General features: G+C 54.0%; 23 protein-coding genes. 3 read left to right on the top strand and 20 right to left on the bottom strand.

The window, feature by feature from the left end; all coding sequences use genetic code 11:
• Nucleotides 1-19: 19 nt before the first annotated feature.
• The 15 genes from RDO88_RS02655 to RDO88_RS02585 all read right to left on the bottom strand — a co-directional run bounded on the left by RDO88_RS02655 (nt 20) and on the right by RDO88_RS02585 (nt 16,452).
• On the bottom strand, nt 20-2,722 hold the full coding sequence (locus tag RDO88_RS02655) for an outer membrane beta-barrel protein (protein WP_307757884.1): 2,703 nt from the start codon (nt 2,720-2,722) through the stop codon (nt 20-22).
• 81 nt (nt 2,723-2,803) lie between these two features.
• Nucleotides 2,804-3,718: a TPM domain-containing protein gene (locus RDO88_RS02650; RefSeq protein WP_307757883.1), complete on the bottom strand. Its 915-nt coding sequence runs from the start codon at nt 3,716-3,718 to the stop codon at nt 2,804-2,806.
• A gap of 16 nt (nt 3,719-3,734) precedes the next feature.
• Nucleotides 3,735-4,703 (bottom strand): alpha/beta fold hydrolase, encoded by a 969-nt coding sequence (locus RDO88_RS02645; protein ID WP_307757882.1) that lies wholly within the window; start codon nt 4,701-4,703, stop codon nt 3,735-3,737.
• Between the two features lie 55 nt (nt 4,704-4,758).
• Entirely contained in the window at nt 4,759-6,222 is a 1,464-nt protein-coding gene (locus RDO88_RS02640) for a hypothetical protein (protein ID WP_307758028.1), read from the bottom strand.
• Nucleotides 6,188-7,738, bottom strand: coding sequence for an AAA family ATPase (locus RDO88_RS02635; RefSeq protein WP_307757881.1), 1,551 nt, complete (start codon nt 7,736-7,738; stop codon nt 6,188-6,190). Before RDO88_RS02635 ends, RDO88_RS02640 begins: the two co-directional genes overlap by 35 nt.
• A 15-nt stretch (nt 7,739-7,753) precedes the next feature.
• Nucleotides 7,754-8,500, bottom strand: a complete 747-nt coding sequence (locus RDO88_RS02630) for a shikimate dehydrogenase (RefSeq protein ID WP_307757880.1) — start codon at nt 8,498-8,500, stop codon at nt 7,754-7,756.
• A gap of 15 nt (nt 8,501-8,515) precedes the next feature.
• Nucleotides 8,516-9,253, bottom strand: a complete 738-nt coding sequence (gene ubiE / locus RDO88_RS02625; RefSeq protein ID WP_307757879.1) for a bifunctional demethylmenaquinone methyltransferase/2-methoxy-6-polyprenyl-1,4-benzoquinol methylase UbiE — start codon at nt 9,251-9,253, stop codon at nt 8,516-8,518.
• A 285-nt stretch (nt 9,254-9,538) separates the two neighbouring features.
• A complete protein-coding gene (locus tag RDO88_RS02620) occupies nt 9,539-10,486 on the bottom strand; it encodes a phosphoribosylaminoimidazolesuccinocarboxamide synthase (RefSeq protein ID WP_307757878.1) in 948 nt (315 codons plus the stop codon).
• 23 nt (nt 10,487-10,509) lie between these two features.
• Nucleotides 10,510-10,950 (bottom strand): hypothetical protein, encoded by a 441-nt coding sequence (locus tag RDO88_RS02615; RefSeq protein WP_302458355.1) that lies wholly within the window; start codon nt 10,948-10,950, stop codon nt 10,510-10,512.
• Nucleotides 10,947-11,915, bottom strand: coding sequence for a PhoH family protein (locus RDO88_RS02610; protein ID WP_307757877.1), 969 nt, complete (start codon nt 11,913-11,915; stop codon nt 10,947-10,949). The genes RDO88_RS02615 and RDO88_RS02610 overlap by 4 nt, the downstream gene beginning before the upstream one ends.
• 63 nt (nt 11,916-11,978) lie before the next feature.
• Nucleotides 11,979-12,611 carry a peptidoglycan DD-metalloendopeptidase family protein gene (locus tag RDO88_RS02605; protein WP_307757876.1) on the bottom strand — a complete coding sequence of 211 codons (633 nt, stop codon included), beginning with the start codon at nt 12,609-12,611 and terminating at the stop codon, nt 11,979-11,981.
• Nucleotides 12,608-13,276: a phenylalanine--tRNA ligase beta subunit-related protein gene (locus tag RDO88_RS02600; RefSeq protein ID WP_307758027.1), complete on the bottom strand. Its 669-nt coding sequence runs from the start codon at nt 13,274-13,276 to the stop codon at nt 12,608-12,610. The genes RDO88_RS02605 and RDO88_RS02600 overlap by 4 nt, the downstream gene beginning before the upstream one ends.
• A 13-nt stretch (nt 13,277-13,289) precedes the next feature.
• On the bottom strand, nt 13,290-14,102 hold the full coding sequence (gene pgeF / locus RDO88_RS02595; protein WP_307757875.1) for a peptidoglycan editing factor PgeF: 813 nt from the start codon (nt 14,100-14,102) through the stop codon (nt 13,290-13,292).
• The gene (obgE, locus tag RDO88_RS02590; protein ID WP_302458351.1) at nt 14,099-15,280 is read right to left on the bottom strand and encodes a GTPase ObgE; all 1,182 of its coding nucleotides are present in this window, start codon (nt 15,278-15,280) and stop codon (nt 14,099-14,101) included. The genes pgeF and obgE overlap by 4 nt, the downstream gene beginning before the upstream one ends.
• 68 nt (nt 15,281-15,348) lie before the next feature.
• Nucleotides 15,349-16,452 (bottom strand): DUF5700 domain-containing putative Zn-dependent protease, encoded by a 1,104-nt coding sequence (locus RDO88_RS02585; RefSeq protein ID WP_022021070.1) that lies wholly within the window; start codon nt 16,450-16,452, stop codon nt 15,349-15,351.
• A gap of 334 nt (nt 16,453-16,786) precedes the next feature.
• On the opposite strand from RDO88_RS02585, the gene RDO88_RS02580 reads away from it, so the two are divergent.
• On the top strand, nt 16,787-17,185 hold the full coding sequence (locus RDO88_RS02580) for an HU family DNA-binding protein (RefSeq protein ID WP_022021069.1): 399 nt from the start codon (nt 16,787-16,789) through the stop codon (nt 17,183-17,185).
• A gap of 120 nt (nt 17,186-17,305) precedes the next feature.
• Here RDO88_RS02580 and RDO88_RS02575 read toward each other — a convergent pair whose 3' ends face one another.
• The 3 genes from RDO88_RS02575 to RDO88_RS02565 form a co-directional block, all read right to left on the bottom strand.
• Nucleotides 17,306-17,878, bottom strand: a complete 573-nt coding sequence (locus RDO88_RS02575) for an adenylate kinase (RefSeq protein ID WP_022021068.1) — start codon at nt 17,876-17,878, stop codon at nt 17,306-17,308.
• An 87-nt stretch (nt 17,879-17,965) separates the two neighbouring features.
• On the bottom strand, nt 17,966-18,505 hold the full coding sequence (gene hpt, locus RDO88_RS02570) for a hypoxanthine phosphoribosyltransferase (protein WP_307757874.1): 540 nt from the start codon (nt 18,503-18,505) through the stop codon (nt 17,966-17,968).
• 39 nt (nt 18,506-18,544) lie between these two features.
• Nucleotides 18,545-20,083, bottom strand: a complete 1,539-nt coding sequence (locus RDO88_RS02565; RefSeq protein WP_307757873.1) for an oligopeptide:H+ symporter — start codon at nt 20,081-20,083, stop codon at nt 18,545-18,547.
• Nucleotides 20,084-20,240: 157 nt separating this feature from the next.
• Between RDO88_RS02565 and RDO88_RS02560 the strand changes: the two genes are divergently transcribed.
• Nucleotides 20,241-21,764 (top strand): NAD(P)H-hydrate dehydratase, encoded by a 1,524-nt coding sequence (locus tag RDO88_RS02560; protein WP_307757872.1) that lies wholly within the window; start codon nt 20,241-20,243, stop codon nt 21,762-21,764.
• A 188-nt stretch (nt 21,765-21,952) separates the two neighbouring features.
• Here the strand turns inward: RDO88_RS02560 and RDO88_RS02555 are convergent, their stop codons facing one another.
• A complete protein-coding gene (locus RDO88_RS02555; protein WP_307757871.1) occupies nt 21,953-22,639 on the bottom strand; it encodes a DUF5715 family protein in 687 nt (228 codons plus the stop codon).
• A gap of 137 nt (nt 22,640-22,776) precedes the next feature.
• A complete protein-coding gene (locus RDO88_RS02550; RefSeq protein ID WP_307757870.1) occupies nt 22,777-23,316 on the bottom strand; it encodes an NAD(P)H-dependent oxidoreductase in 540 nt (179 codons plus the stop codon).
• A 128-nt stretch (nt 23,317-23,444) separates the two neighbouring features.
• Here RDO88_RS02550 and truA point away from each other — a divergent pair, with 128 nt between their 5' ends.
• Nucleotides 23,445-24,197, top strand: a complete 753-nt coding sequence (truA, locus tag RDO88_RS02545) for a tRNA pseudouridine(38-40) synthase TruA (RefSeq protein WP_307757869.1) — start codon at nt 23,445-23,447, stop codon at nt 24,195-24,197.
• Nucleotides 24,198-24,208: the final 11 nt, after the last annotated feature.

The raw sequence follows: 24,208 nt of genomic DNA, 5'->3' as shown, positions 1-24,208 counted from the left end.
TTTTGTTTGTTCTCGTTTATCAGTGTCTTCCACCCCGCCCGCCCAAGGTATTGAAGCGGTAGGTGAAGTTCAGGATGCAATAGCTCGTCAGCATGTTGCTGGTGGTGTCGGTGATGCCGTTGGCGCTGACGCTGCGTGTCTGGTTGTTCTGCTGTTGCAGGATGTCGAACACGCGCAGGCGCACCATGGCCTGCTTCTTCTTGAGGAAACGCTTGCTGATCTGTGCGTTCCACAACAGCTCGTCGCGCCCGGCGTTTCCGCTGTATCCCTCTCGGATGCGCCACGACAGGTCGGTGGACAGCTCGACATCCCAGGGCAGGCGGATGTGGGTGTTTCCGCTCAGCGTGTAGTCGAAGGTCTCGCGGTTGCTGCCCGGCTGCTTGTCGTTGCTGGCCTTGTTGTATCGGAAGTGCCCGTTGAGGGCGATGTCGAACTTGTCGCTCCGGTAGGAGGCACGCACCCGTTCGCTGGTCGAGAGGTTGCGCGTGGTGCTGAGTTCGGAGTCGCCTCCTCCCACGGATAGGTAACCCACCTGGTTGTTGTAGGCCACCGAGGCGCCTGTGCTGAGGGTGAATTTCTTGTTCTTCAGCGGTGTGTCGAACGACAGGTTGGCGTCCGTCCGCCAGTTGCCGTTGAGGTTTATTTTGTGGTAGGTGCGTGCGCCCGTACTCTTGTCGTAGGTCATGCGGTTGGCTATCGAGTTCAGCGTATTGCTGAAGTTGGCGCGGATGCGGAAGCTGCGCATGGTTTTGGTGGAGTAGCGTTCGTAACCGGCATTGATGTTGTTGGCGAACGACGGCTTCAGGTTGGGGTTGCCGTAGTGCAGGTTCATGGGGTCGGTCACGCTGATGACTTCCTGCAGGTCCTGCAGGCTGGGCGCCGAACTCTGTCCGTTGTATCGGATGTTGATGCGTTCGTGGCGCGAGAAGTAATAGTCGGCTGTCACGCGGGGCGACCAGTTCAGCGTGTGCTGCCTGGGCAGGTCTTTTCCCGTGTTGGGACCGATGGTCGTTTCGCTTTTGCTGGTATTGGGAGTCAGTGTGACGCCTGCGTTGTAGATGAGGCCCTTCCGTTCGGGTGTCCATTGCGTGTGGTCGCCCTGCAGCGAGAGGCCGATGTTGTGGCTTCCGTAGCTGTTTTCCACCTTCGAGCTCAGGTGGTCGTTATAGCTGTGGTTGGTACGGTCGGGATAGTTTATACTGTCGTAGGCCAGCGACTGCGACAGCCCCGTACGGGTGTAGAAGCTGTAGTTCACGCTCAGCCGGTAGTGCTTGGACAGCGGTTCGATGTAGCCGGCCGACAGTGTCCAGTTCAGGTTGTTCCCCTTGCTCCGCGTGTCCCGCTCGATGTCCGAAATACTGTCTTGCAGGAAGAATTGCGAGTAGGAGCGGTCGTAGCGGCTGCTTTCGTTGTTGCTGCTGCCGAACCCGATGTTGGCGTAGAAGTTTCGTCCGGCCTTCTTGAAGCGGTGGTAGTAGGAGAAGCCGCCGTTGATGTTGTGTCCGTGACTGTCGCCGCGGCTGGACGAGGTCGTTTCGTTGATGTCGTTCCGGTCGTTGTCGCTGTTCTTCCTCCAGCTTTCGCTCCACGAGTCGCCGTTGTTGTAGCTCATGTTGAAGTAGGCGCTCAGGGTGTTCAGGCTGTCAGCCTTCCATTCCACCCAAGCGTTTCCGCTCAGGCCGTGTGCGCCGTTTCCGTTGTCCGAGCGGCGGTTGGAGAAGGTCGACTCGTCGCCGAGGAAGGTCTCGGCATCGGTCTGCGTATGGGTTTCGTTGACGGAGTGGTTATAGTTGACGTTTCCCCGGATGTTGAGTGTCTTGCTTTTGCGTGCATAGGTCACGCCTCCGTTCTGCTGGGTCTGTTCGCCGTTTCCTCTGCGGCGGGTATTGTTGGCCGCTCCTATAAAGGACAGGTTGATGTCATCGGTAAAGTGGTTTACGTTGACATTGCCGTCGTAGCGGTCTTTGGTGCCGTAACCGCCATTCAGATTGCCCATCCAGCCGCTGTTTTTCTTCAGGGTCAGGTCCAGTACCGGTGTCTCGTTGCCGTCCTTGATGCCGGTGAGGCGTTCGTGGTCGCTTTTCTCCTTGTAGGCTTTCAGCTTCTTGACCGCATCGGCCGGCAGGTTCTTCATGGACATGTCGGTATTGTTTCCGAAGAATTCCTTTCCGTTGATCATAATCTTCTTGATTTCTTCCCCGTTGAGGGTAATCTTCCCGTTCTCGTCAATTTCCACTCCGGGAAGCTGCTTGACGAGTTCTTCCAGCATGTCGCCTGCGGCTACGCGGTAGGCCGATGCGTTATACTCCGTGGTGTCTGCATTGACCACTACGGGAGGGGCTTCGGCCGTAACTACGGCTTCGGCCAGCATGATGGCATCCGTAGCCAGTGGCAGGACGCCCAAATCGTTCTTTGCCGGAGATTTGCCAGTCAGCTTGACTGGGCGGTACAGCGTGGTGTATCCGATGAACGATACCTTCAGCAGGTAGTTGCCCGGTTTGACACGCGGCAGGCTGAACCGTCCGTCCTTGTCTGTGGTATGCCCGGCCGCCTGCGAACTGTCGGGAAGGGCCAGAAGCTGCACGGTTGCAGCCTCGACGGGCGTTCGGGTGTCTTGTTCCACTACTTGTCCGGTGACAGCTATGGTTCGTTTCTGTGCCTGCATGTTTCCGGCAATCATTACTAATGACAATGTAAAAATAAGTGTAATAGCGCTTTTCATGTTTGTTGTGGGATACAGAAAAATCTGTATACGGATGTTTATGGTTGTTTGTATGCGTTACGTGGTTGTTTGCAGCAGTTTCTAGAAGCGGGAACCGGCTCCTCCGCCGCCTCCCATACCTCCGCCGAAGCTGCCTCCGAATCCTCCGCCTCCACCGAAGCCGCCTCCTCCGCCTCCGAAGATGAAGGGGCCTCCGCCACGACCGCCCCGTCCGCGATAATTGTCGTCGTAGGACTGCTGGCGTCGCACTACCTGGTGGCCACAGTTGCGGCAGGTGTAGGTCACGTCTTCCGTTCTGACACCGTTACGGCGTGCCACGAGGCGGCTGGAGCTGCGTTGCAGTTTGTGCTGGCCGCACTGGGGGCATTTGGAAGCTGCGTGCATGGCCATGACTGCAAGGAAGACACCGATTGCTACGATGCCGAGAAGCACCAGAAAGATGCTGCCTGCTTCGTTGCCGTTTCCGTCGGCCGGCAAGTCGTTTTCCATCGAACCGTCCAGGCGGGCACAGGTAGCGCGGATGCCGGCCACCATGCCTTCACTCCATCGGTTGTCCTTCAGATAGGGTATCATGTAGCGTGTCTGGATGCGTTTGCAGATGGCGTCGGGCAGGGGACCTTCCAACCCATAGCCGGTATAGAACTGGATGCACCGCTGGTCGGTGACGAGCAGGACGACCAGACCGTTGTCTTTTCCTTTCTGTCCCACACCCCATGAGTTGAGCAGCTGGTGGCAGAAGTCGAAGCAGTCTGCTTCGCCAATGGTGGGTACTACGGCCACTACAGTCTGGATACCGGTCTGCTGCTCGAGGGCATAAAGCATGCGGTCGATGCTGTCGCGGGCTGCCATGTCGAGTATGTTTTCGGGGTCACACAGGTAGCGGGTCTTGTCTTGCAGATGTACTTTGGGCAGGTTGTCGGGCGTATAGACCGTTTGGGCCCAGGCAATCATCCCTATTAAATAAAGGAAGAGAATGGAGGTTATCGTTCGTTTCATGGATAGGCTTGTTGTTTTAATGAATGTATTTTCCTACAAAATCGCTGACTTTACGGGTATAGACTTCGGGATTCTCCTTATAGGCGACGGCATGTTCGGCACCGGGTACTATCCAGAGTTCCTTGGGTTGGGGCTTGGCTTCGTACAGCGGATGTACCATCCACGTCGGTACAAACGTATCGGCATCGCCGTGGATGAAGAGCATGGGCAGGTGGCATTTTCTGACCTGCTCCAGCGGAGAGGCTTCCTGAAAGCTCCAGCCATATTTCATGTTGCAGAGGGCACTGGCTATATGCAGCAGGGGGAAGGCAGGCAGGCCGAACTGGTTCTTCAGTTCTCCTTTGAATTCGTCCCAGGCGCTGGTGTAACCGCAGTCTTCCACAAAACATTTGATGAAAGGCTGCCGGTATGTACCATATTCCACTTCGCCCGATACACACATGGTCGTAGCGGCTCCCATCGAGATGCCGTGTACCACCATCTGGGTGTCTCCGCCAAAAAGCTCGTTGGCTTCCTCTGTCCAGCGCAGCACGTCGAGACGGTCTTTCCAACCCATCTGCACCTCGGTACCTTCACTCATCCCGTGTCCGTACAGGTCGGGCAAAAGGATGTTGTAACCCAACTGGCGGCTGTAGAGGTAACCTATCATCATCATACGGATGGAGTTGTCCGTATAGCCGTGGACGATGACAGCTGTGTGCCGGGTAGTGTCGGCGGCCGGTACATAGAGAGCGTGGAGACGCCGGCCTTCGTCGTTTTCGATATAGAGTTCACGAAGAGCTCCGGCCGTCTGGAGACTGTCTATCCAGCGGCCTACTTCCGGATAGTCCTGTTTCATATATTCCAGCGAGCCCTCCGTGTTGCGGCTGCGGCTGACGAGCCCTTCCGATTTCAGTGCATAGTCCAGCATGTAGTAACCGGCGCCCACCAGGAGTGCGGCAAATACGATGAGAACAATCGAGCTGTATTTGATAGCTTTTTTCATATCCTTGTTATTGGTCTGTCAGTGGGCAAATGTACAATTTTGTTTTGATATATAGTCAATAACATCGGGGAGAATTGTAACCGATTCGCCAGATACGGTCAAAGTAGGGTGTCCAGTCGTGGTCGGCGATTCCAGTCTGCAGTCCATAAAAGCGTGTTCCGTTGAGGCGTATTTCCTGCAGTTGCTGCAAAAGGGAAGAGGAAGTGAGGGGAATGCGGAAGTCGCTGATCCATAGGACATCGGCATTCCGGTAGTCTTTCCCGGACTGGAGAAGTTCGAAGGCTTTTTTCATCATGCGGCTTGCATCGGTGTCGCCACATGCCGTCCGGCTGAAGAAACTGAGCAGGCTGGCCCGTTCCTTACGGACATCAATGGGCTGGATGGAGACGGAAAAGGCGATGAGGAAACAGTCGCGCTTCTGCCGGTCGGCTATTTCCAACAATTTGATCAGGGTGGAGTGTCCCACTCTTTCAGGTATCCCCGTCATGCTGCCCGAAGTGTCGAGGCAGACAATCATAGGACCTTTCCGTTGCGCGGGATGCGTTTGCAGGCGTCGGGCAGGCTGGCTGTTTTCCGATTGGCAGCGGAAGGTCTGCAATTTCTTTGTCAGGAACCGGTCGATAAAGATGCCTTCCAATTCCTTGTCAGAACAATAGGCCATTTCTATGGGAAGGAGGTTGTTCAGGTCGTTACTGACTGTGATGCCGGCGATGTCGCATTGCGATGCGTGTTCCAGCCTGCAGGTATCACCTTCGGTCATGAAGATGCGTTCTTGCCCGTCTTCGTGGGCAGTACGTCCCATGGCATTGGCCACTTCGACAATCTGGGGAAACTCTTTTTGTATCCGTACGATTTTGCGCAGGCGTTCAAAGTCACTGGTGTTCCACAATCCGTTCATCATGCCCCAAGTCTGCAGGAATTCATCTTTTTCTATCCGGTTCTGTTGCAGGTAGGAAGGTATGTTCCGCAGGTTGGAAGACAGGCGGCGCTCAAGGTTTTCCCGATAATTCTCTATTTCAGCTTCTTTCTCTTCAGCCAGTTGGCGCTGCATGGCTTCCCGCCAGTCATCAGCCAGTTTTTCCCACAGAATGTCGTCGTCAATATTTTCTTCTTTACTGAATGCCTGCCGGTAAAAGGGTGCTTGGAAGCCATGGCGGCTGTAGCGGTTGTCCAGTTCTTCAATCAGTGCCTGCCAGCCGTCCCGTTTGCGGTCGTGTGTCCATTGGGTGATGAGTTGGCGGCTTTTCTCTTCCGACTGTTTCCGCTGATAGTTGTATTTTTCGCGTTCCAGGTTTTGTAGGATGAACTGGCTTAAAGTATCATAGAAGACACGTGCGCATATCTCATCGGACAGAACTTGAACCTTGATGACCGGATTTTCCATTACCGAACGCAGGTAGGTGTAGAGCGGTTCGGTACTGCCGGTTTCCAGAAATTCGCCTGTCGAGAGGTAATGTTCCAGTATTTGAGTATAGAATGACTGCTCATGCCTCATCGCCGTACAGCAGTTTGCGGGCATCCAGTCGGGCAAACGCAATTTGTTTGCGCAGGTTTGCCACGTGTTGTTCGATTTCTTTTTTATCGGCTTCGCAAAGGAACAGGTTGGTATACAGTTGGTGAGCCAGTTGGCTGATGGAGTGGTTGGCTTCCTCCAGTTCCGCTTCGTAGTCGTGGTCGGCAACCGGTTTCAACGGTTGGCCTACGGACTGTTTCTCGCCCGGCCGGAGACGGCGCAAACCATAACGCACACCGTCGATGTACAGATAACGGTCGTCGCGGTAGAGGCGTACTTGTCTGGCGTCTTTGGCTTTCATCTGTCTGCTGTCTGCAAACGTGCGGATCAGTGTGCGTTCGGGATGAAGCGGGTCGGTATACATGACACCTATGTGTGGCGCGTCCTGAGGCTGATGATTGTTCATCCCCATAAAGTCGGCCAGAAAGATGAAGGTATGGCCGGTACCATGGTTCTCGAGTTGAAAGTAGAAGTGGTCGACAATCAGGAGGTCATCATCCCGGTGGTTCCGGCTATGACGTGCTTTCTCCAATGCCTGACAGGCAGAATAGGATTTCAGATTACTCTTCAATGTCTGTGCAATGGAAGCGATCTGTTTCTCTTGCCGGGCAAAAAGGGAGCGGATGACAAGCTGGCGCAGAGCGGGCAACTCTTCGGGTTCGTTCCACAGACAGTGGTAAATTACCAAGAGGTCTTCGGTATGAACTTCCGTCCGGTCATGCAGAAAAGCCGATGCTTTCAACAGTCTGACGATGTGTTTCCAACGGCGGTCGCTGACGTAAATGTTGCGCCGGAGATCGCTTTGCGGAATTTCCATGCTGGACAACTGTCGGCGTATGTCTGTAATACATTCCAATAGAGAAGGAGGGACGGGAAGGGTTCGGATGTGTTGTTGCCATGCCGCGTATTCTTCTTCTGTGATTTGCAGATGGGGGGCAACGGTTACTTCGTCCTGTTCCGTATCATCCAGCAGCATACGGTGAAAGATGGCTTCATCCTGTATGCTGTGGCAAACGATGCGGAGCAGGAAACGGTCCCAAAGAGCTTCCAGCCCTTCGCCATGGGCAGGCAACTCATTGCTTGCCCCGACCAGCAGTTTCAGGGGCAGTCTCAGTTCGTTCTCCCCGTTGCGGAACACCTTTTCATTGATGGCAGTCAGCAGTGTGTTTTGTATGGCAGGTCCTGCTTTCCATATTTCATCCAGGAATACGATGTCGGCAGAAGGCAGGTAACCTTGGACGATGCGTTCGTATTTGTCTGCTTCTTTCAGCCGGCTGATACTGACCGGGCCGAATATCTCGTCCGGAGTAGAGAAACGGGACATCAGATATTCGAATGCACGTGCCCCCGAGAATACCAGCTTGAGCCGCCGGGCTACCATCGACTTGGCCACTCCCGGAGGACCAAGCAACAGGATGCTTTCGCCTGCCAATGAAGCAAGTAGAGACAAGGCTATCTCATTCTCTTTCTCGTAGACTCCCCGGCTGATTTCAGCCAATAATTGCCGTATCCGTTCCACCACTTTACAGAAACTGTCTTATCGGTTCCATATTTCCCATGCTGCAAATGCCTGAAGCAGCAGCATTTCCAGCCCGTTCTTTACGGTAGCTCCCTGTTCCATACCCTTTTTCATGAAAAGCGTTTCACTGGGGTTGTACAACAGGTCGTAGAGCAGATGCTTCGGCGTCAGTTGGTCGTAGGGAATATCCGGGCAGAAATCGACCTTGGGATACATACCCAGCGGGGTAGTGTTCACGATGACGGTATATTCCTGCATGATTGCAGGTGTCAGTTCGGCATAGGTCAGCACCTCATCATTTTTCTTGGTACGCGATACGAAAGTGGAGCGGATGCCCAGATTGGCCAATCCGTGGAAAACTGCTTTCGAAGCTCCTCCCGTTCCCAAAATGAGGGCTTTCGTATGATGAGGTTGCAGCAACGGTTCGATGGAACGTGTGAAGCCGATGATATCCGAATTATAACCTACCAGTTTCACTTTCCCTTTGGCCTGTGGAATGATCTTGATGACGTTTACGGCTCCTATCTTGGCGGTATCCTTGTCCAGTTCGTCCAGATAGGGGATGACCTGTTCCTTGTAGGGAATGGTTACGTTAAGGCCGCGAAGGTTGGGATTCTCTTCGATAACTTCCATAAAATCTTCGATACGTGGAATTTCGAAGTTCACGTATTCAGCATCGATGTTTTCAGATTGAAATTTTTCGTTGAAGTATCCGATGGAGAACGAATGCTTCAGCGGATAGCCGATTAAACCGTATTTGTCCATAATTGAAAGGTAGATTTATTTGGTTGCTACATAAAGGGTACAGATGCCGAATGTCAGTCGCCGGAAGCGTACCTGACTGAACCCGGCCTGCCGGATGGCCTGCTGCATCACCTCTCCCTGTGGAAAGGCACGGATGCTTTCGGGAAGGTAGGTATAAGCACTGTTGTCCTTGGATATCAGTTTGCCGATAACCGGCATCACGACTTTGGAATAGAGGGTGAAGAGCTGCTTCATGGGAAAACGGTCGGGCGTAGACAGTTCGAGGATGACCAGATGTCCCTCGGGACGGAGTACGCGGCACATTTCGCCGAGTGCCGTATCCAGATGTTCGAAGTTGCGGACACCGAAAGCGACGGTCACTGCATCGAACGTGGCATCGGCAAAAGAAAGCGCCGTACAGTCTTCGCGGGCGAAAGATATCGTATCTGCAAGACCTGCCTGACGTACCTTTTCACGGCCCACTTCCATCATGCCTTCCGAAATGTCGGCACCGACAAGCGACTGCGGCTGCAGTTCGCGACAGGCCAGGATGGCAAAGTCTCCGGTACCGGTAGCTATGTCCAGCATGCGTTGGGGGCTGTAAGGGCGAAGCGTACGGATAGCCTTCTTGCGCCAGCTTCGGTCGATACCCATCGAGAGGGTATGGTTCAGCTGGTCGTACGTAGGAGCGATGTGGTTGAACATGCGCTCTACCTGTACAGCTTTCGTCCCTTCTTCACCGTATGGTTTGATATGTTCTTGTGGATAATCCATAATTGGGGTATATTCTTGCGCAAAGTTAAGAAAATAAGTAGTTCCGTGTGCATCTTATGGTATATTTTCCAACATATCCTTCTATTCCCTTATTTTTGAGGGTATCATAAGTTTGTGGCAAGTAAATCAGGTTGATAATTCAACTGCAGGATGCTGTGTTATATAGTGGTTGGGGAATCCAAAAAAAATACGGATTACGTGGAATGCGGATTATCGTAATCCGTGTCATTCCGCGTAATCCGCGTAATATGTGTCAGAAGCAGGTACGCTTCCAGACTGCTTGTGTTACTTGCTCAGGTATTCCGTTACGTTCTTTTCGATACGGGCAGCAATGTCTTCAGCAGCTTCGCGAACGAATTTCTCGCCGGTGATGTGTTCGTACAGTTCGATGTAGCGTTCGCTGATAGAGGTCACGATTTCGTCGGTCATCTCGGGAACCTGTTGGCCTTCCTTGCCCTGGAAGCCGTTGTCCATCAGCCATTCGCGTACGAATTCTTTGGAGAGCTGCTTTTGGGGTTCGCCTTTCTCGAAACGCTCTTCGTAGCCTTCGCTGTAGAAGTAGCGGCTGGAGTCTGGTGTATGGATTTCGTCCATCAAATAGATCTGGCCGTTGTGTTTTCCGAATTCATATTTCGTATCTACCAGGATGAGGCCACGCTCGGCAGCAATTTCTGTACCGCGCTTGAAGAGGGCCAGTGTATATTTCTCCAGCAGGGCATATTCTTCGGGAGTAGCCAGACCCTTGGCCAGGATTTCCTCCTTGGAGATGTCGGCGTCGTGTTCACCGATTTCGGCTTTGGTCGTCGGGGTGATGATAGGTTCGGGGAACTTCTGGTTCTCTTTCATTCCTTCGGGCAGACGTACGCCGCAGATTTCACGCACACCGCTCTTGTAAGCACGCCAGGCCGAGCCGCAGAGGTAACCGCGAACAATCATTTCTACAGGGAAACCTTCGCACATTACGCCGACGGTTACCATCGGGTCGGGTGTAGCCAGCTTCCAGTTGGGGCAGATGTCGGTCGTGGCATCGAGGAACTTGGCGGCAATCTGGTTCAGCATCTGGCCCTTGAAGGGGATACCTTTCGGCAGGATGACGTCGAAGGCCGAGATACGGTCGGTTGCTACCATGACGAGCTTTTCGCCGTTGATGTTGTACACGTCACGTACTTTTCCGTGATAGACACTCTTCTGTCCCGGAAAGTTGAAATCAGTTTTAGTTAACGCTTGTTTCATAATTATATCATTTTAATACATAGTTATCTATAAGAGAAAGCTCCATTTCCTACAGGCAATGCTTTATATTTATCATAATAATTTTCTAAAACTTTACTTTCCAATGCTTTAGAATTTTCTTTTCCTTGAACTCGTAAATAATAAAGCTCTGTTCCTCCCTCCATTCGCATGTAATTATATCTGCTGTAAGACCAATAGTTTTTAGGGTCATCATTACGATAATGATTAATATGTTGTAATAACCTTGTTCTTAATTTGTCAGATTTACCAATATAAATTATGGGAGAAGTTCCTGTTGGTAAAATGAAATGTTGTTTTCTACTAACAAAAAAATAAATAGCAGGAAAATTATCTATTTGATTGATATCATCATTGTCTTGTTCAAAAATAGATAAAGGTCCTTTTATATATTGTAATCTGTTAGTAGCTAAATAATTTTTTAGAAAAGAAAAGCATCGCTTCATATCTTTTCCTCCTTTCTTTTCTCTTTCTGTTCTTTCTCAAATTTTTCGTACGCTTCTACAATTTGAGTAACTAATTTGTGTCGCACAATATCCTTTTTGTTCAGCTCAATGAAGCTGATACCCTTTACACCTTTCAGTATCTTCAGGGCCTGTACGAGGCCGGAAGTCTGCGAGGAGGGGAGGTCGATCTGCGTCATGTCGCCCGTCACAATCATCTTGGTGTTCATGCCCATACGGGTGAGGAACATCTTGATTTGGGCAGTCGTAGTGTTCTGAGCTTCGTCGAGGATGACGACAGCATCGTTCAGTGTACGTCCGCGCATGAAGGCCAGCGGAGCTATCTGGATAATGTTCAGTTCCATGTATTCCTTCAGCTTGGCGGCGGGTATCATGTCCTGCAAGGCGTCGTAGAGCGGTTGCAGGTACGGGTCTATCTTGTCTTTCATGTCGCCGGGCAGGAAGCCGAGCTTCTCGCCTGCCTCCACGGCGGGGCGGCTGAGGATGATTTTCTTGATTCCCTTGTTCTTCAGGGCACGCACGGCCAGGGCGATGGCGGTGTAGGTCTTGCCCGATCCGGCCGGGCCGATGGCAAATACCATGTCGTTCTTGTGGAAGGCATCCACCAGCTTCTGTTGGTTCTCGCTTCGGGGAATGATGGGCTTGCCCGTCACACTGAACACGATGACGTTGCCGCTCTTTTCCGCTTGCGGAGCATTGCCTTTGATGATGTCGATGATGGCTTCTTCCTTCAGCGAGTTGTATTCGGCACAGTGCTTCTCCAGTTTGATGATGTTTTCTTCGAAGGCACACATTTCTTCTTCATCGCCCAGCACCTTGATGACGTTACCGCGTGCCACGATGCGCAATTTGGGGTAAAGGGCCTTGATCAGCTGCATGTTGGCGTTGTTTACGCCGTAAAAGATGACCGGGTCGATATCTTCGAGGACAATCAGTTTTTCTATCATTGATATGTTTTAATTGTTCATTGAAATGCCTTGCAAAGGTAGTGAAACGTTTGGAAAACCGTGTCACTTCGTACTGTTATTTTTCAACACCGGCTTGACGACGATGCCGTTTGCATTCTTGGTGCAGCGGATGCACTCGTGCCGCAGGCTTTCTTCCTTCATGTTGAAGAGAATGTTGGGGTTGAAGTGCTGGCCGTTGATGCGTGTTTCGAAGTGCAGGTGCTCGGTAGTGGCTCGTCCTGTACGGCCTGTCAGAGCGATGGCCTGCCCGGCCTTTACCGTGTCGCCGCTTTGCACCAGGTTTTTGGAGTTGTGGCTGTAGACGGTCTCCAGGCCGGAGGGATGGCGTACCACAATGACATTGCCGTAGGCACTGTAGGGTTTCGACATGCGTACCACGCCGGCGAAGGCACTGCGGATGGTGTCGTTGGCCCGCGTCTTGATGTCGATACCTGTATGCCGCCCGCCGCCCCGTCCATAGGGCGAGATAACTTTGCCGCCGGGCAGGGGGAAGCAATAGTCCTTTTGCCCCAGGCTGTCGAGGTGCAGCAGGATGGTTTTACTCTTGTCGAACAGTCCCGGTGTAGCCACTCGGATGTGGTTCACCTCCATGTTGGAGAAGGTGCCTGTCTTCTGCTGGCCCTGTATCTGTAGAGGGAGCAGAAGACAGATGAGGAGGAATAACACTGTTTTCATTCGAAGTAATGAATGTTTCCTCCGTCGGATGAGGCATATTTCCTTAAAAGTTCCTGTGTCATTTCGGCAGCCTGTTGCAGACGGGTGGTGTCGCCGTCGTAGCCGTTGATGATGGCCAGAATGTGGCGGGTACCGACGTCCATCTTGGTACGTTCGTTGTCGCTGGTAGGGGTACCGATACCGCCCACGGCGTCGCGGAAGACGGGCAGGCCTTCGATGTTGAGCACACCGCGGCCGATGCCCTCGAACGGTTCTTCGGCCCGGCCGATACCCAGGCAGAGGTCGGTGCCCTGTATCTTGTCGGCATCGAAACCGCCGATGCTGTAGCCCGTACGCAGGGAGACGAGGTTGATGAGGTCCACCAGCGTATCAATCTGATACAGCTCCAATCCGCGGAGCAGACGCCGGCGCAGAGCTTCGGCAGAGGGACGGTAACGGCTAGGGTCCTTACCGCAGCGTTTGTAGGCTTCGCGGGTGGCGGCAATGGCGGGCTGGTGCTTGATGCCTTCGGTGCTGTCGGCGGCACGCAGTTCTTCGGTGAAGGCGTTTATTTCCTGCCAAAGGCCTTCGCTATGAGGCGTATTGGTCACTTCGGCATAGACGGCTGCTCCGCAGTATTCGGGGCAGCGCGATTTCAGTTCTTCGGATACGGTGAGGTTGTACATAATCATAGGGTTGTTAGGGGTTAATCATGATTCCCGACAGCATCCTGCCCGACTTGATTCCCAGCCTGCGGGCAGAGAAGAAGTCTTCGTGGCGGGTGTAGGTACAGATGCCGGCGGTCTCTATCTGCGTGTCGGGCAGACCGAAGTCCAGCAGTTGCAGCTGGTTGGCGGCCCACAGGTCTATGTGATGCTTGTGGGTATCGTTGTGCCATTCGGCGATGTAGGGCATCGGGAAGTCGGCGGCGCGGAAGGCTTCGTACACCTCTTCGCCCACTTCGAAGGCGGCGAGCGAAATGCCTGGGCCGATGACAGCCTGCACGTCTTTGCCCTCTGTGCCGTAGAGCGTTTGCATCCGCTCCAACGTGTGCCGAACGATGCGGCTCACCGTTCCCCGCCAGCCGGCATGGACGGCGGCGATGGCGCGGTGCCTTTGGTCATACAATAGAATAGGGATGCAGTCGGCCGTCGAGATGCAGAGGCAGATACCCCGCTCGCGGGTGATGAGGGCGTCGATGCCTTGCAGGCGCTCGTGGCGTGTCTGAGGGTCGGCTTGCAGGTAGTCGGTGTCGATGACGAGGGAGGCCGTGCCGTGCGTCTGCCAGGGGATGACGAGCTCCTGCGGGCGTTGCGGCAAGGCTTCCAGAAGCAGTTCCTGGTTGCGGAGGACGTTCTCGGCCGGGTCGCCTGTGTAGGGCGTGCAGTTCAACGAGGCATAGGTGCCCGTGCTGACGCCACCGTGACGGGTGGTGCTGAAAGCAAAAATGTCGGAGCATGCATCGTTTAATGCATACTCCAACATTCGTTTGTCGGGGCTGAGGCGGCTCATTGCTTGTCGTCCTCCCAGTCCTCTTCCTCGTATTCAAAGTCTTCGAGGTCTTCGATGTCGTCCTCGTCTACATATTCGATGCTGAGGTCCTCGTCTTCGCCTTCGTCGGCCAGCTCCTCCTTCAGGTGGCTCATGTCCTTGGGGCGGTGGGCGATGCTTTCTATCTTGCCCTCAATCTTGTTGCTCTCCTTGTTCAGTTCCTCCCACAGGATGTCCTTCAGCACGTTGATGCCGAGGCCCGAGATGGCTGAGATGAACACGTGGGGCACGTCCTGAGGCAGGGTGGGTTCTATCTCGTCCATCAGTTCCTGGTCCAGCATGTCGCACTTGGTGATGGCCAGCACGCGCTGCTTGTCCAGCATTTCTGGGTTGAAGTTGCGGAGTTCGTTCAGCAGGATGTTGTATTCCTTGGTGATGTCATCGCTGTCGGCGGGCACCATGAAGAGCAGCAGCGAGTTGCGTTCGATGTGGCGCAGGAAGCGCAGACCCAGTCCGCGGCCTTCGCTGGCTCCTTCGATGATGCCGGGGATATCGGCCATGACGAACGACTTGCCTTCACGGTAGGACACGATGCCCAGGTTGGGTTCCATCGTCGTGAACGGATAGTTGGCTATCTTCGGCTTGGCTGATGATACAGCCGAGAGTAAGGTCGACTTGCCTGCATTTGGGAAGCCCACCAGTCCGACGTCGGCCAGCAGCTTCAGCTCCATGATGACGGTCATCTCCTGCATCGGCTCGCCGGGTTGTGCGAAGCGCGGAGCCTGACGGGTGGCCGTCTTGAAGTGCCAGTTGCCCAGTCCGCCGCGTCCTCCCTTCAGCAGGATCACTTCCTGTCCGTGCTCGGTGACGTCGCAGATGTACTCGCCCGTCTCGGCGTTGTAGACCACCGTGCCGCAGGGCACCTCGATGACCTTGTCCTCGCCGTCCTTGCCGAAGCTGCGGTTCTTGGAGCCGCTTTCGCCGTGACCGGCCATGATGTGGCGGTCGTAGCGCAGGTGGAGCAGGGTCCAATAGTTGCGGTTGCCGCGCAGGATGACGTGCCCCCCGCGTCCGCCGTCGCCACCGTCAGGCCCTCCGTTGGGCACGTATTTGGCGCGGCGCATGTGTGTGGAACCTCGGCCGCCCTTGCCCGAGCGGCAGTATATCTTTACATAGTCTACAAAGTTCGATTCTGCCATAATGCTATAATATTATAGATGCGTTGGCAAAGATACGAATAATTTCGCATACATTAGGATATAGGAAGCTATTCGCCTTTCATTTCTTGGCACACCTTGTCTATATATTGCACAAATGCATCGGAAAAGACATAAGTGTCGGCTTTGGCGGCTGCTTCGTTGTAGCGGCGGACGAAGGCCGGTATGTCGCAAAAACAGTCGATGGCAGTCTGAAGCCCCAATTGGTCACGGATGAGAAATACCATGTAGTCGCCGGTGGTATGTCCTCCAAAGTGGGCGCAGCCGGCGGCCTCTTCAAATTGCTCGGCTGTAATTTTTCCGGCTGCATAGTCGCACGTCAGGTTGTCAAGTTGTTTCAGTACTTCGGGGGTTGCGGCATAGTCGTCGTTGTACATCTTGACAATCTCCGGCCCGTATAGTCCCAGTTTGGTGACGGGCATTTCAGGTTTGCTGATGAGGTCGGCCGTGCCTTCCATTTGGTTGTATACGAGGGCCGTCAGTGCCGGGTCGTCCGAGTCCTTCGGATAGCGCAAGTCCCAGAGCGCATCCATGTAGTGATGGTGCAGTTCGTGGGCAGCTGTGTTGATGAACCCTTCCTTGCCGTCCTCATACACCTGGTTGATGTCGAAGAATACGGCTCCGCCCATGGCGCGCGACTCCGGGTCGAAAGCCAGGTAGAACATCGGCAGGTCGGCCAGGGGCAAATCTTTCGCATCAGCCGGCAGGAACTCTTTCACCCGGCTGTATGCCTGTTTCATGAGTTGTTCAAAATCAGAATGGTGCAAGAAATGTTCCAGCGAATCCATCCGCTGGCGGATCTGATAGAAGTTTACGATAAAGTAATTTTCAAAAGGCGCGTCCGTTGCCATCGGTTGCAGGGCGATGCTGTCGGCCATGGCCCGGCAAGCAGGGTCGAAGACTGTGGTGAATGCCTTGCGGATATTCTGCTGCCATTCTTTCCAATCGGTGCGGATACTGAAGAACGACTGATAGCCTTTGGTCGCAAACAATGCTTCCCAATCGGCTTCGGAAGGTTGCTTCCCCTGTTCGGCAGCCCGTGCCAGTTCGATGAATCGGACGGCCGATTCGATGGAATAACTTTTGGAAGTCTGTGCCTGGATACCCCCAATGAAGGAGGCCAGAAAGTAGATGGTGATGATACAGTGTTTCATGTGTAAATGAATGATTAAGTAAGACCTGAGTTTTGTAAAAATCATTGTTTGACTGCGACAAAGGTAAATAAAATTTTTTTGTGATACAAGTCTGTGATTTTATGATGTGGGGATATAACCTTGTCGGGCTTGCATATATGCTTCGGGTATGTTATCTTTGCCGAAAAGGAAGGAATCATCCGGGATGATTGTATGAATCATCGGCAATGATTGCCGGAATCATCCCGGATGATTGTTGCCTGAAGCATAGGGTTATCTCTCTTGAGCCTTCCGGTTAACGGGGTTGGGCCGATAGGGAAGGGAGAATATGAATCGGATTAAAAACGTTAGGTTTATGGCATTTTACAAGAAGCAGAAAATGAATGGCAAGTGGTATCCGCGTTCCTTTACGGTAGGAACCATGGATACGGACCAGGTGGCGGAACGGCTTTCACAGATCTCTACCGTCAGTAAGGGTGATACCTATGCCGTATTGTTGGGGCTTGGTGAGGTGTTGGGCGGCATGCTGGAGGCCGGCTACTCGGTGAAACTGAAGGGGGTTGGTACGTTCTATCTGACCGGTCGTGCGGAAGGTCAGGGAGTAGATACCCCCGAGGAGGTATCGGGACAGCAGTTCTCGAAATTGCAGGTGCGTTTCATTCCCGAATATCGGAGAATGCAGAACGGGCAGGTGGCGGAGCGCACGCTGGTGCCCGACAAAGTGGAGTGGGTGGAAATGGAATTGGCAAAGTAAGCGGAAGGCTCCGTGCGGATATAAAAAACACAGATTACGCAGACCGTTACAGACGATTGAAAACAATCTGTGCGAATCCGTGTAATCTGTGGTGAGTGTTTGCTTGTAGTGCGGAGTGATTTACTTCACTGCATCAATCGCCTTGCAGATGTCGGCAGTGATGGTCTCCAGCTCGCCCAGTCCGTTGATGTGGGCGTAGAGGCCTTCCTGCTTGTACCAGTCGATGAGCGGAGCGGTCTGGCTGTGGTAAACGGTGAGGCGCTTCTTGATGGTCTCCTCGTTGTCATCGGCACGGCCCGACTGCTGTCCGCGCAGGATGAGGCGCTTCATCAGTTCGTCTTCGGGCACGTCGAGGTCGAGCATCACGCTCACCTGCTGTCCGCGTTCGGCCAGCATCTTCTTCAGAGCCTCGGCCTGTGCGATGGTGCGGGGGAAGCCGTCGAAGATGACGCCTTTCGAATCCTTGAAGCTGTCCAGTGTGGAAGCCAGGATGTCGATAATCAGGTTGTCAGGGAGGAGCTGGCCCTGGTCGATGTAACCCTTGGCTGTCTTGCCCAGCTCGGTTCCGTTCTTTATTTCGGCACGCAGCACGTCACCCGTGGAGATGTGGTTGATGCCATACTTTGCTACAATTCTCTCGCTTTGTGTGCCCTTGCCAGAGCCGGGGGCACCGAAAATTACAATGTTCAACATATCTTTATTTAGTGGTTAGTGGTTAGCGGTAAGCGATTAGCGGTCAGGGATGAATGCTCACCACTTACCACTAACCGCTCATCGCTGCTATTCGTTTACTACTGTATAAATGTCCTTATAGTTCCGCCCGAAGCCGTCGTAATCCAGTCCGTAACCCACGATGAAGTCGTTGGGAATGCGCATGGCGGCATACTCGATGTTGAGATCCACCTTCAGTTTCTCGGGCTTGACGAGCAGGGTGGCGATGTGTATCTCCTTCGGGCCGCGGGTACCCAGCGTTTCGAGCAGACGTTGCATGGTGAGACCCGTATCCACAATATCTTCCACAATGACTATGGTTCGTCCGCAGATTTCTTCGTTCAGGCCGATAACCTCTTTGATGACACCGGTAGACGACACACCCTGGTAGGATGCCAGCTTGACGAACGATATCTCGCAGGGGATGGTGATGCGTTTCATCAGGTCGGCGGTGAACATGAACGAACCGTTCAGCACACTCAGGAACAGCGGGTTCTTGCCTGCCAGGTCGCGGTTGATTTCGTCGGCCACGCGGCTCACTTCTTTCAGTATATCCTCCTCCTTGATGGAGACGGTGAATTTCTTGTCTTTAATCTGTATGCTATCCATGGGACTTGTGATTATTAAATTGGTGCAAAGGTAGCGAATTTATTCCACTCCGTGCATCATCTTCTGCAATTTCTTCGACAGCAGGAAGAGGATGAGCGACGCGGCGGCCGACATGACGACGAACACCAGAAAGAAGTCGAACATCGTCTCGATGCGGTAGCCCATCAGCGTCTTCACCTTTCCCGCCTCGGGATAGAGGCCCGAGAGCGTACCGGCAAACTTGTTGGCCGTGGCTGTGGACAGGTACCAGATGCCCATCATCAGGGAGGCGAAGCGGACGGGTGTCAGCTTGTTCACCATCGACAGGCCGATGGGCGAAAGGGCAATCTCGCCCATCGTGTGGATGAAGTACAGGCCGGTCAGCCAGATGAGGCTTACCTTGACGCCGGGCTGCACGTCCTTCACGCCGAAGCAGATGACCAGATAGCCGAGCGACAGGAGCAGCAGGCCGATGGCCTGCTTGGTGGGCGACGTGGGTTCCATACCCCGACGCGCCAGTGCTCCCCATACGCCCGGCATGACGGCTGCCAGGATGACGACGAAGAAGGGATTGAACGACTGAATCCACGAAGCAGGCATTTCCCAGCCGAAGATGACGCGGTCGGTCTGCTCCGAGGCAAACAGCGTGAGCGAAGCGCCTGCCTGCTCGTAAGCTGCCCAGAAGAAGATGACGAAGAAGGCGATGATGTAGATGACCAGGATGCGGTCGCGCTCAATCTTGGTGAGTGAGCCGTCCATCAGGATGCTGGCCGGGAAGACGATGCAGGCCGTGAAGATGCCGATGCTGATCCAGTCGTTGCCGAAGCATCCGTAGAAGAACAGGGCCAGCACGACGACCATCGCACTGCATATCCACAGGTTGCGGCGTTTGCGCCGAAGCTCCTCAGGCGTCTGGGCCTTTACGGAGGTGCTTTCCGTCTCTTTGCGTGCATCGGGCACGATACCCAGTTGCTGGCCGTCGGGGCCGATGAGGTAACGGTTCTTCTGCGTCTCGAACAGCACGACGGTCAGCACCGTGACGATGGCGGCAATCAGGAAGCCCCATTTGAAGTCCTGCGGATTACCCGTCTCGCCGAAGTAGCCGCAGACAAGCGGAGCGAGGAACGACCCCACGTTGACACCCATATAGAAGATGGTATAGGCCGAGTCGAGCCGGCGGTCGCCGGGTTCGTACAGCTGCCCGACGAGCGACGACACTGTGGGCTTGAAGAAGCCGTTGCCCAATATAAGAAAGGTGAGTCCGCCGTACATCAGTCCCCTCGACAATTCCTGGGCATCGAGCATGGAGGCGCTGAAGAACATCAGAAACTGTCCGACGGCCATCAGCACGGCGCCCCAAAAGACGGAACGACGGATACCCCAATACTTGTCGGCCACGTAGCCGCCGATAAGCGGAGTCAGATAGACGAGGCCCGTGTAGCTGCCGTAGATGGAAGCAGCCGTCTCGGTGTCGAGCAACAGGGCTTGAGTGAGAAACAGGATGAAGATGGCACGCATGCCGTAATAGCTGAAACGCTCGGCCGTACTGGTGGCGAAAATCAGATAGAGGCCTTTGGGATGTTTGTTGGTTGTATTCATGTGTGGTCTTTGTTTTTGCGGCGCGAAGTTACGAATTATCGGGCGAATGCGTTCCTTTTTGCCTTCTACATTTTTCAGAAAGATGGCATGAAACGCGTTTTCATTTGCGAAATAGAATCGGAATGCCTACTTTTGTAGAAAACTGTAAGCAAGCATTATGAAAATATTTCCGACTTCGGGCATCCGCCAGCTGGATGCCTATACCATCGAGCACGAGCCCATTGCCTCCATCGACCTGATGGAGCGGGCTGCACGGGCGCTGGCTGACGCTATCATGGAGCAGTGGCCCGATACTGACACGCCTTTCACAGTATTTGCAGGTCCCGGCAACAACGGGGGTGATGCCTTGGCCGTGGCACGACTGATGGCCGGACAGGGCTATCGGCTGGAAGTCTTCCTCTTCAATCCGCAGGGAAAGCTTTCCGAAGACTGTGCCGTGAACCGTGAACGCCTTCTGCAGGTGGAAGGCATCACTTTCCATGAAATCTCCACCCAGTTTGCCCCTCCCACACTGACGGCAGACCACGTGGTGGTGGACGGCCTCTTCGGCAGCGGGCTGAACAAACCGTTGGGCGGAGGGTTTGCCGCCGTGGTGAAGTATATCAACGCCTCGCCCGCCCATGTGGTGGCCATCGACGTACCTTCGGGGCTGATGGGCGAAGACAATACCTATAATATAGCAGCCCACATCGTGCGGGCCGACCTGACCCTGAGCCTGCAACTGCCCAAGCTGGCTTTCCTCTTTGCCGAGAACGAAGCCTATGTAGGCGAATGGCGCCTGCTGGACATCGGCCTGAGCGAGGAAGCCATCGAAGAAACGGATACCGATTTCGAGCTGGCCGATGACGACGAGGTACCTTCTCTGCTCCGTCCGCGCGGACGCTTCGCCCACAAGGGCAACTTCGGCCGTGCGCTGCTCATTGCCGGTTCGCAGGGCATGGCGGGGGCTTCCATCCTGTCGGCGCGGGGGTGCCTGCGTTCGGGTGTGGGGTTGCTGACCATGCATGTTCCCTTCTGCAACAACTTCATGGTACAGTCGTCCGTACCCGAAGCCATGACCGAGCTGGACTACAACGAGACTCGTTTCTCCGAACCGACCGATACGGACGACTATCAGGCCATAGGCATCGGTCCCGGCCTGGGGCGCGACCCGCAGACCGTGGACGCCGTGCTGGAACAGATTCGTACCTGCCAGACACCGATGGTAATCGATGCCGATGCACTGAACGCTTTGGGCGAGCATCGTTCGGGCCTGAACGCATTGCCCAAGGGTAGCATCCTGACGCCCCATCCCAAGGAACTGGAGCGGTTGGTGGGCAAATGCCAGAACTCATACGAACGGTTGACGAAGGCGCGTGAGCTGGCGAAGAATGTCGGCGTGCACATCGTACTGAAGGGAGCCTACACGGCGGTGATATCTCCCTCGGGCCAGTGCTGGTTCAATACGACGGGCAATCCGGGCATGGCTACGGGTGGTAGCGGCGATGTGCTGACGGGAGTACTTGTGGCCTTGTTGGCGCAAGGATATGATACGTGGACGGCTGCCCGGCTGGGAGTTTATGTTCACGGTCTGGCCGGTGACATCGCTGCCCGCAAGCAGGGCCGTACGGGTATGACGGCCGGCGATATCGCTACCTGCCTGCCTTTGGCGTGGAAGCTGCTGGAGGAGAAGGACGAGTAAACTTCAGGCGTCGAAAAAAATGTCGGCGGATGTATCAAAAATGATTAGGCACGGATTACACGGAAAAACACGGAACTATGAATAGCTGTCAATCCGTGAAATCCGCGTAATCCGTGCCTAAAAATAATATTCAGTCAGGATTACATTATTGGAGAATCTGAAATTCACCTTATATTGCATCGAAAACGTTATTTCCGTGAAGTGATGTGGAAACAAGCCTGCTTGATTTCGTACTTCACATAACAGCGGTCGGCCTGTTTCAAGTCGCGCAATACTTCAGCCAAGACCAACTTTAGGGTATCGGCACCCACGTCCTGCATGGGGCGTCCGTCTTCATCTTCTACCTTTTGGAAGCGTTTCCAGCTGACGTCGAATGTTGTGCCGTAGGCATGGGTGGAGTTGCTGGAGGCGTTGGTGTTGCGGCGGCGCAGGCGCTTCACGTCTTTTTCCGTGCGCAGTACCGAGGTGACGATGATGCGGTTGGGGTTGAGGCCCTTGGATGCGAGTGAGTCGAGGAAGTTCTGTCCGATGGTATCCAGCAGAGCCGCGGCGCCGGGTATCAGGTAGGGGATGGAGTGGGTGAGTGAGTCGACGGCGTAGCGTTCGTTGGACTCGATATAAGTCAGACGGTCGGTCATTTCTTCTGCCTCTTCGCGCGAGGCGATGGGGGTGATGCCGATGGCTTGGGCCACGTTGAGCTGTTTCTGGTTCAGGTCACCGAAGGTACGGCCGAAGTTGGCCACGCCGCGGATGTTGCGCGGTTCGTTCATCTTCATCGACATGTCTTTCTTCTTGCATCCTGCAAAGGCGGAAACGAGGCCTGCCGTCAGCAGCAGGCAGGGGAGGAGGCGCGAGGCCCGTTGAAACAGTTTCATTTTCATTGCTTGTATTAAAGTCGTTTTACTTTGTGGTTTTCGGTAAACCGCGTGCAAAGATAGCGCAAACCTCGGAAGTACAAAAAGCAAAAGACAGTTTTCGTTTTTCTACTCCCGAGGTCTTCTCCCTTTATCCTTTAAAGATTCTTTCCGGCTTCGTAGGCCTGTGTCAGGGCCGGGTGTCCTGCGATTTCTCCCGTATGCCATACGCCGCCGGCAAAAATGTTACCTTTCACTTGCGGCCCTTCCAGACAGTCGAGAAAGCCCTGGAAACTGTCGGCAATGCGCTGGGCGATGGTATTGTCGTCTTCGGCGGCGGCCGAGATGAAATAAAATTCCTTGCCGGTCATCTCGGTATAGCGTCCGCAGCAGCGGTCTATCAGGGTTTTCATCTGGGCGCTGATGGCGTAGAAGTAGACAGGCGTACCCAGAACAATGACGTCGGCTGCCACCATCTTCTCGATGATTTCCGCCGCATCGTCTTTCTGCGGGCAGGGTTTGTGGAGGAAGCTGCAGGTGCTGCATCCTGTGCAATAATGGATGGTTTTGTCACGCAGGAATATTTTTTCGACGGTGTGTCCGCCTTCTGCGGCTCCGCGCATGAATTCGTTGCACAGCGTGTCCGAATTGCCGTTGCGGCGTGGACTGGAAGATAAAATCAATACTTTCTTTGTCATAATTTACGTTGTTAAAGGTTGCAGGCAAAGATACGCAGATTTTGCTTTCCGCATTGTATATAAATTGCGGATTGTATAATACAAAATACATGGATTATCCGTACCTTTGCCTCCCAAAAGTCTATTGGATGCAACGATATTTCATTGATTTAGCTTACGATGGTACGGCCTATCATGGCTGGCAGGTACAACCCAATGGGGTGAGTGTACAGGAGTGTCTCGAGAAGGCGCTGTCTACGTTGCTGCGCCGCGAGGTCGGTGTAGTGGGGGCAGGGCGTACGGATGCGGGGGTGCATGCCTCGCTCATGGTGGCCCATTTTGATGCCGATGCCCCGTTGGATACAGCTTTCATGACCGACAAGCTGAACCGCCTGCTGCCGCCGGATATCTCGGTGTACCGCCTGCGGGCGGTGAAGCCCGAAGCACATGCGCGCTTTGACGCTACCTCGCGCATGTACAAGTATTACGTTACGACGGCCAAGCACCCTTTTGACCGGCAATATCGTTGCCGACTTTTCCAGCGTCCCGACTTCGAACGGATGAACGAGGCGGCCCGGACGTTGTTCGACTATACCGACTTCACCAGCTTTAGCAAGTTGCATACGGACGTGAAGACCAACAACTGCCGTATCATGGAGGCCGCCTGGACGCAGGTGGACGACGTGACGTGGGTCTTTACCATCCGTGCCGACCGCTTCTTGCGCAACATGGTTCGGGCGGTGGTAGGAACCTTGCTCGAGGTGGGCCGCGGCAAGATGGATGTCGACGGTTTCCGTCGGGTTATCGAGCAGAAAGACCGTTGCCGGGCCGGTACGTCGGTGCCGGGCAATGCGCTTTTCCTGGTGGATGTCACCTATCCCGAAGATCTGTTCAATATTTGATATTTTATATT

Source organism: uncultured Mediterranea sp., from assembly GCF_902493215.1.
In the GTDB taxonomy this organism is placed as follows: Bacteria; Bacteroidota; Bacteroidia; order Bacteroidales; family Bacteroidaceae; genus Bacteroides.
The sequence above is the reverse complement of the archived record's forward strand: the minus strand, read 5'-3'. Positions and strand labels throughout refer to the sequence as shown.

Excerpts from the sequence above, each read along its gene's own strand:
- ubiE (WP_307757879.1), bottom strand. The coding sequence starts at position 9,253 with ATGGATTATCCACAAGAACATATCAAACCATACGGTGAAGAAGGGACG.
- RDO88_RS02630 (WP_307757880.1), bottom strand. The coding sequence starts at position 8,500 with ATGGACAAATACGGTTTAATCGGCTATCCGCTGAAGCATTCGTTCTCC.
- RDO88_RS02620 (WP_307757878.1), bottom strand. The coding sequence starts at position 10,486 with ATGAAACAAGCGTTAACTAAAACTGATTTCAACTTTCCGGGACAGAAG.
- RDO88_RS02655 (WP_307757884.1), bottom strand. The coding sequence starts at position 2,722 with ATGAAAAGCGCTATTACACTTATTTTTACATTGTCATTAGTAATGATT.
- RDO88_RS02610 (WP_307757877.1), bottom strand. The coding sequence starts at position 11,915 with ATGATAGAAAAACTGATTGTCCTCGAAGATATCGACCCGGTCATCTTT.
- RDO88_RS02560 (WP_307757872.1), top strand. The coding sequence starts at position 20,241 with ATGAAAATATTTCCGACTTCGGGCATCCGCCAGCTGGATGCCTATACC.
- RDO88_RS02575 (WP_022021068.1), bottom strand. The coding sequence starts at position 17,878 with ATGTTGAACATTGTAATTTTCGGTGCCCCCGGCTCTGGCAAGGGCACA.
- truA (WP_307757869.1), top strand. The coding sequence starts at position 23,445 with ATGCAACGATATTTCATTGATTTAGCTTACGATGGTACGGCCTATCAT.
- RDO88_RS02650 (WP_307757883.1), bottom strand. The coding sequence starts at position 3,718 with ATGAAACGAACGATAACCTCCATTCTCTTCCTTTATTTAATAGGGATG.
- RDO88_RS02585 (WP_022021070.1), bottom strand. The coding sequence starts at position 16,452 with ATGAAACACTGTATCATCACCATCTACTTTCTGGCCTCCTTCATTGGG.
- obgE (WP_302458351.1), bottom strand. The coding sequence starts at position 15,280 with ATGGCAGAATCGAACTTTGTAGACTATGTAAAGATATACTGCCGCTCG.
- RDO88_RS02615 (WP_302458355.1), bottom strand. The coding sequence starts at position 10,950 with ATGAAGCGATGCTTTTCTTTTCTAAAAAATTATTTAGCTACTAACAGA.
- RDO88_RS02640 (WP_307758028.1), bottom strand. The coding sequence starts at position 6,222 with ATGCCCGCAAACTGCTGTACGGCGATGAGGCATGAGCAGTCATTCTAT.
- hpt (WP_307757874.1), bottom strand. The coding sequence starts at position 18,505 with ATGGATAGCATACAGATTAAAGACAAGAAATTCACCGTCTCCATCAAG.
- RDO88_RS02580 (WP_022021069.1), top strand. The coding sequence starts at position 16,787 with ATGGCATTTTACAAGAAGCAGAAAATGAATGGCAAGTGGTATCCGCGT.
- pgeF (WP_307757875.1), bottom strand. The coding sequence starts at position 14,102 with ATGAGCCGCCTCAGCCCCGACAAACGAATGTTGGAGTATGCATTAAAC.
- RDO88_RS02645 (WP_307757882.1), bottom strand. The coding sequence starts at position 4,703 with ATGAAAAAAGCTATCAAATACAGCTCGATTGTTCTCATCGTATTTGCC.
- RDO88_RS02600 (WP_307758027.1), bottom strand. The coding sequence starts at position 13,276 with ATGTACAACCTCACCGTATCCGAAGAACTGAAATCGCGCTGCCCCGAA.
- RDO88_RS02605 (WP_307757876.1), bottom strand. The coding sequence starts at position 12,611 with ATGAAAACAGTGTTATTCCTCCTCATCTGTCTTCTGCTCCCTCTACAG.
- RDO88_RS02565 (WP_307757873.1), bottom strand. The coding sequence starts at position 20,083 with ATGAATACAACCAACAAACATCCCAAAGGCCTCTATCTGATTTTCGCC.
- RDO88_RS02555 (WP_307757871.1), bottom strand. The coding sequence starts at position 22,639 with ATGAAACTGTTTCAACGGGCCTCGCGCCTCCTCCCCTGCCTGCTGCTG.
- RDO88_RS02550 (WP_307757870.1), bottom strand. The coding sequence starts at position 23,316 with ATGACAAAGAAAGTATTGATTTTATCTTCCAGTCCACGCCGCAACGGC.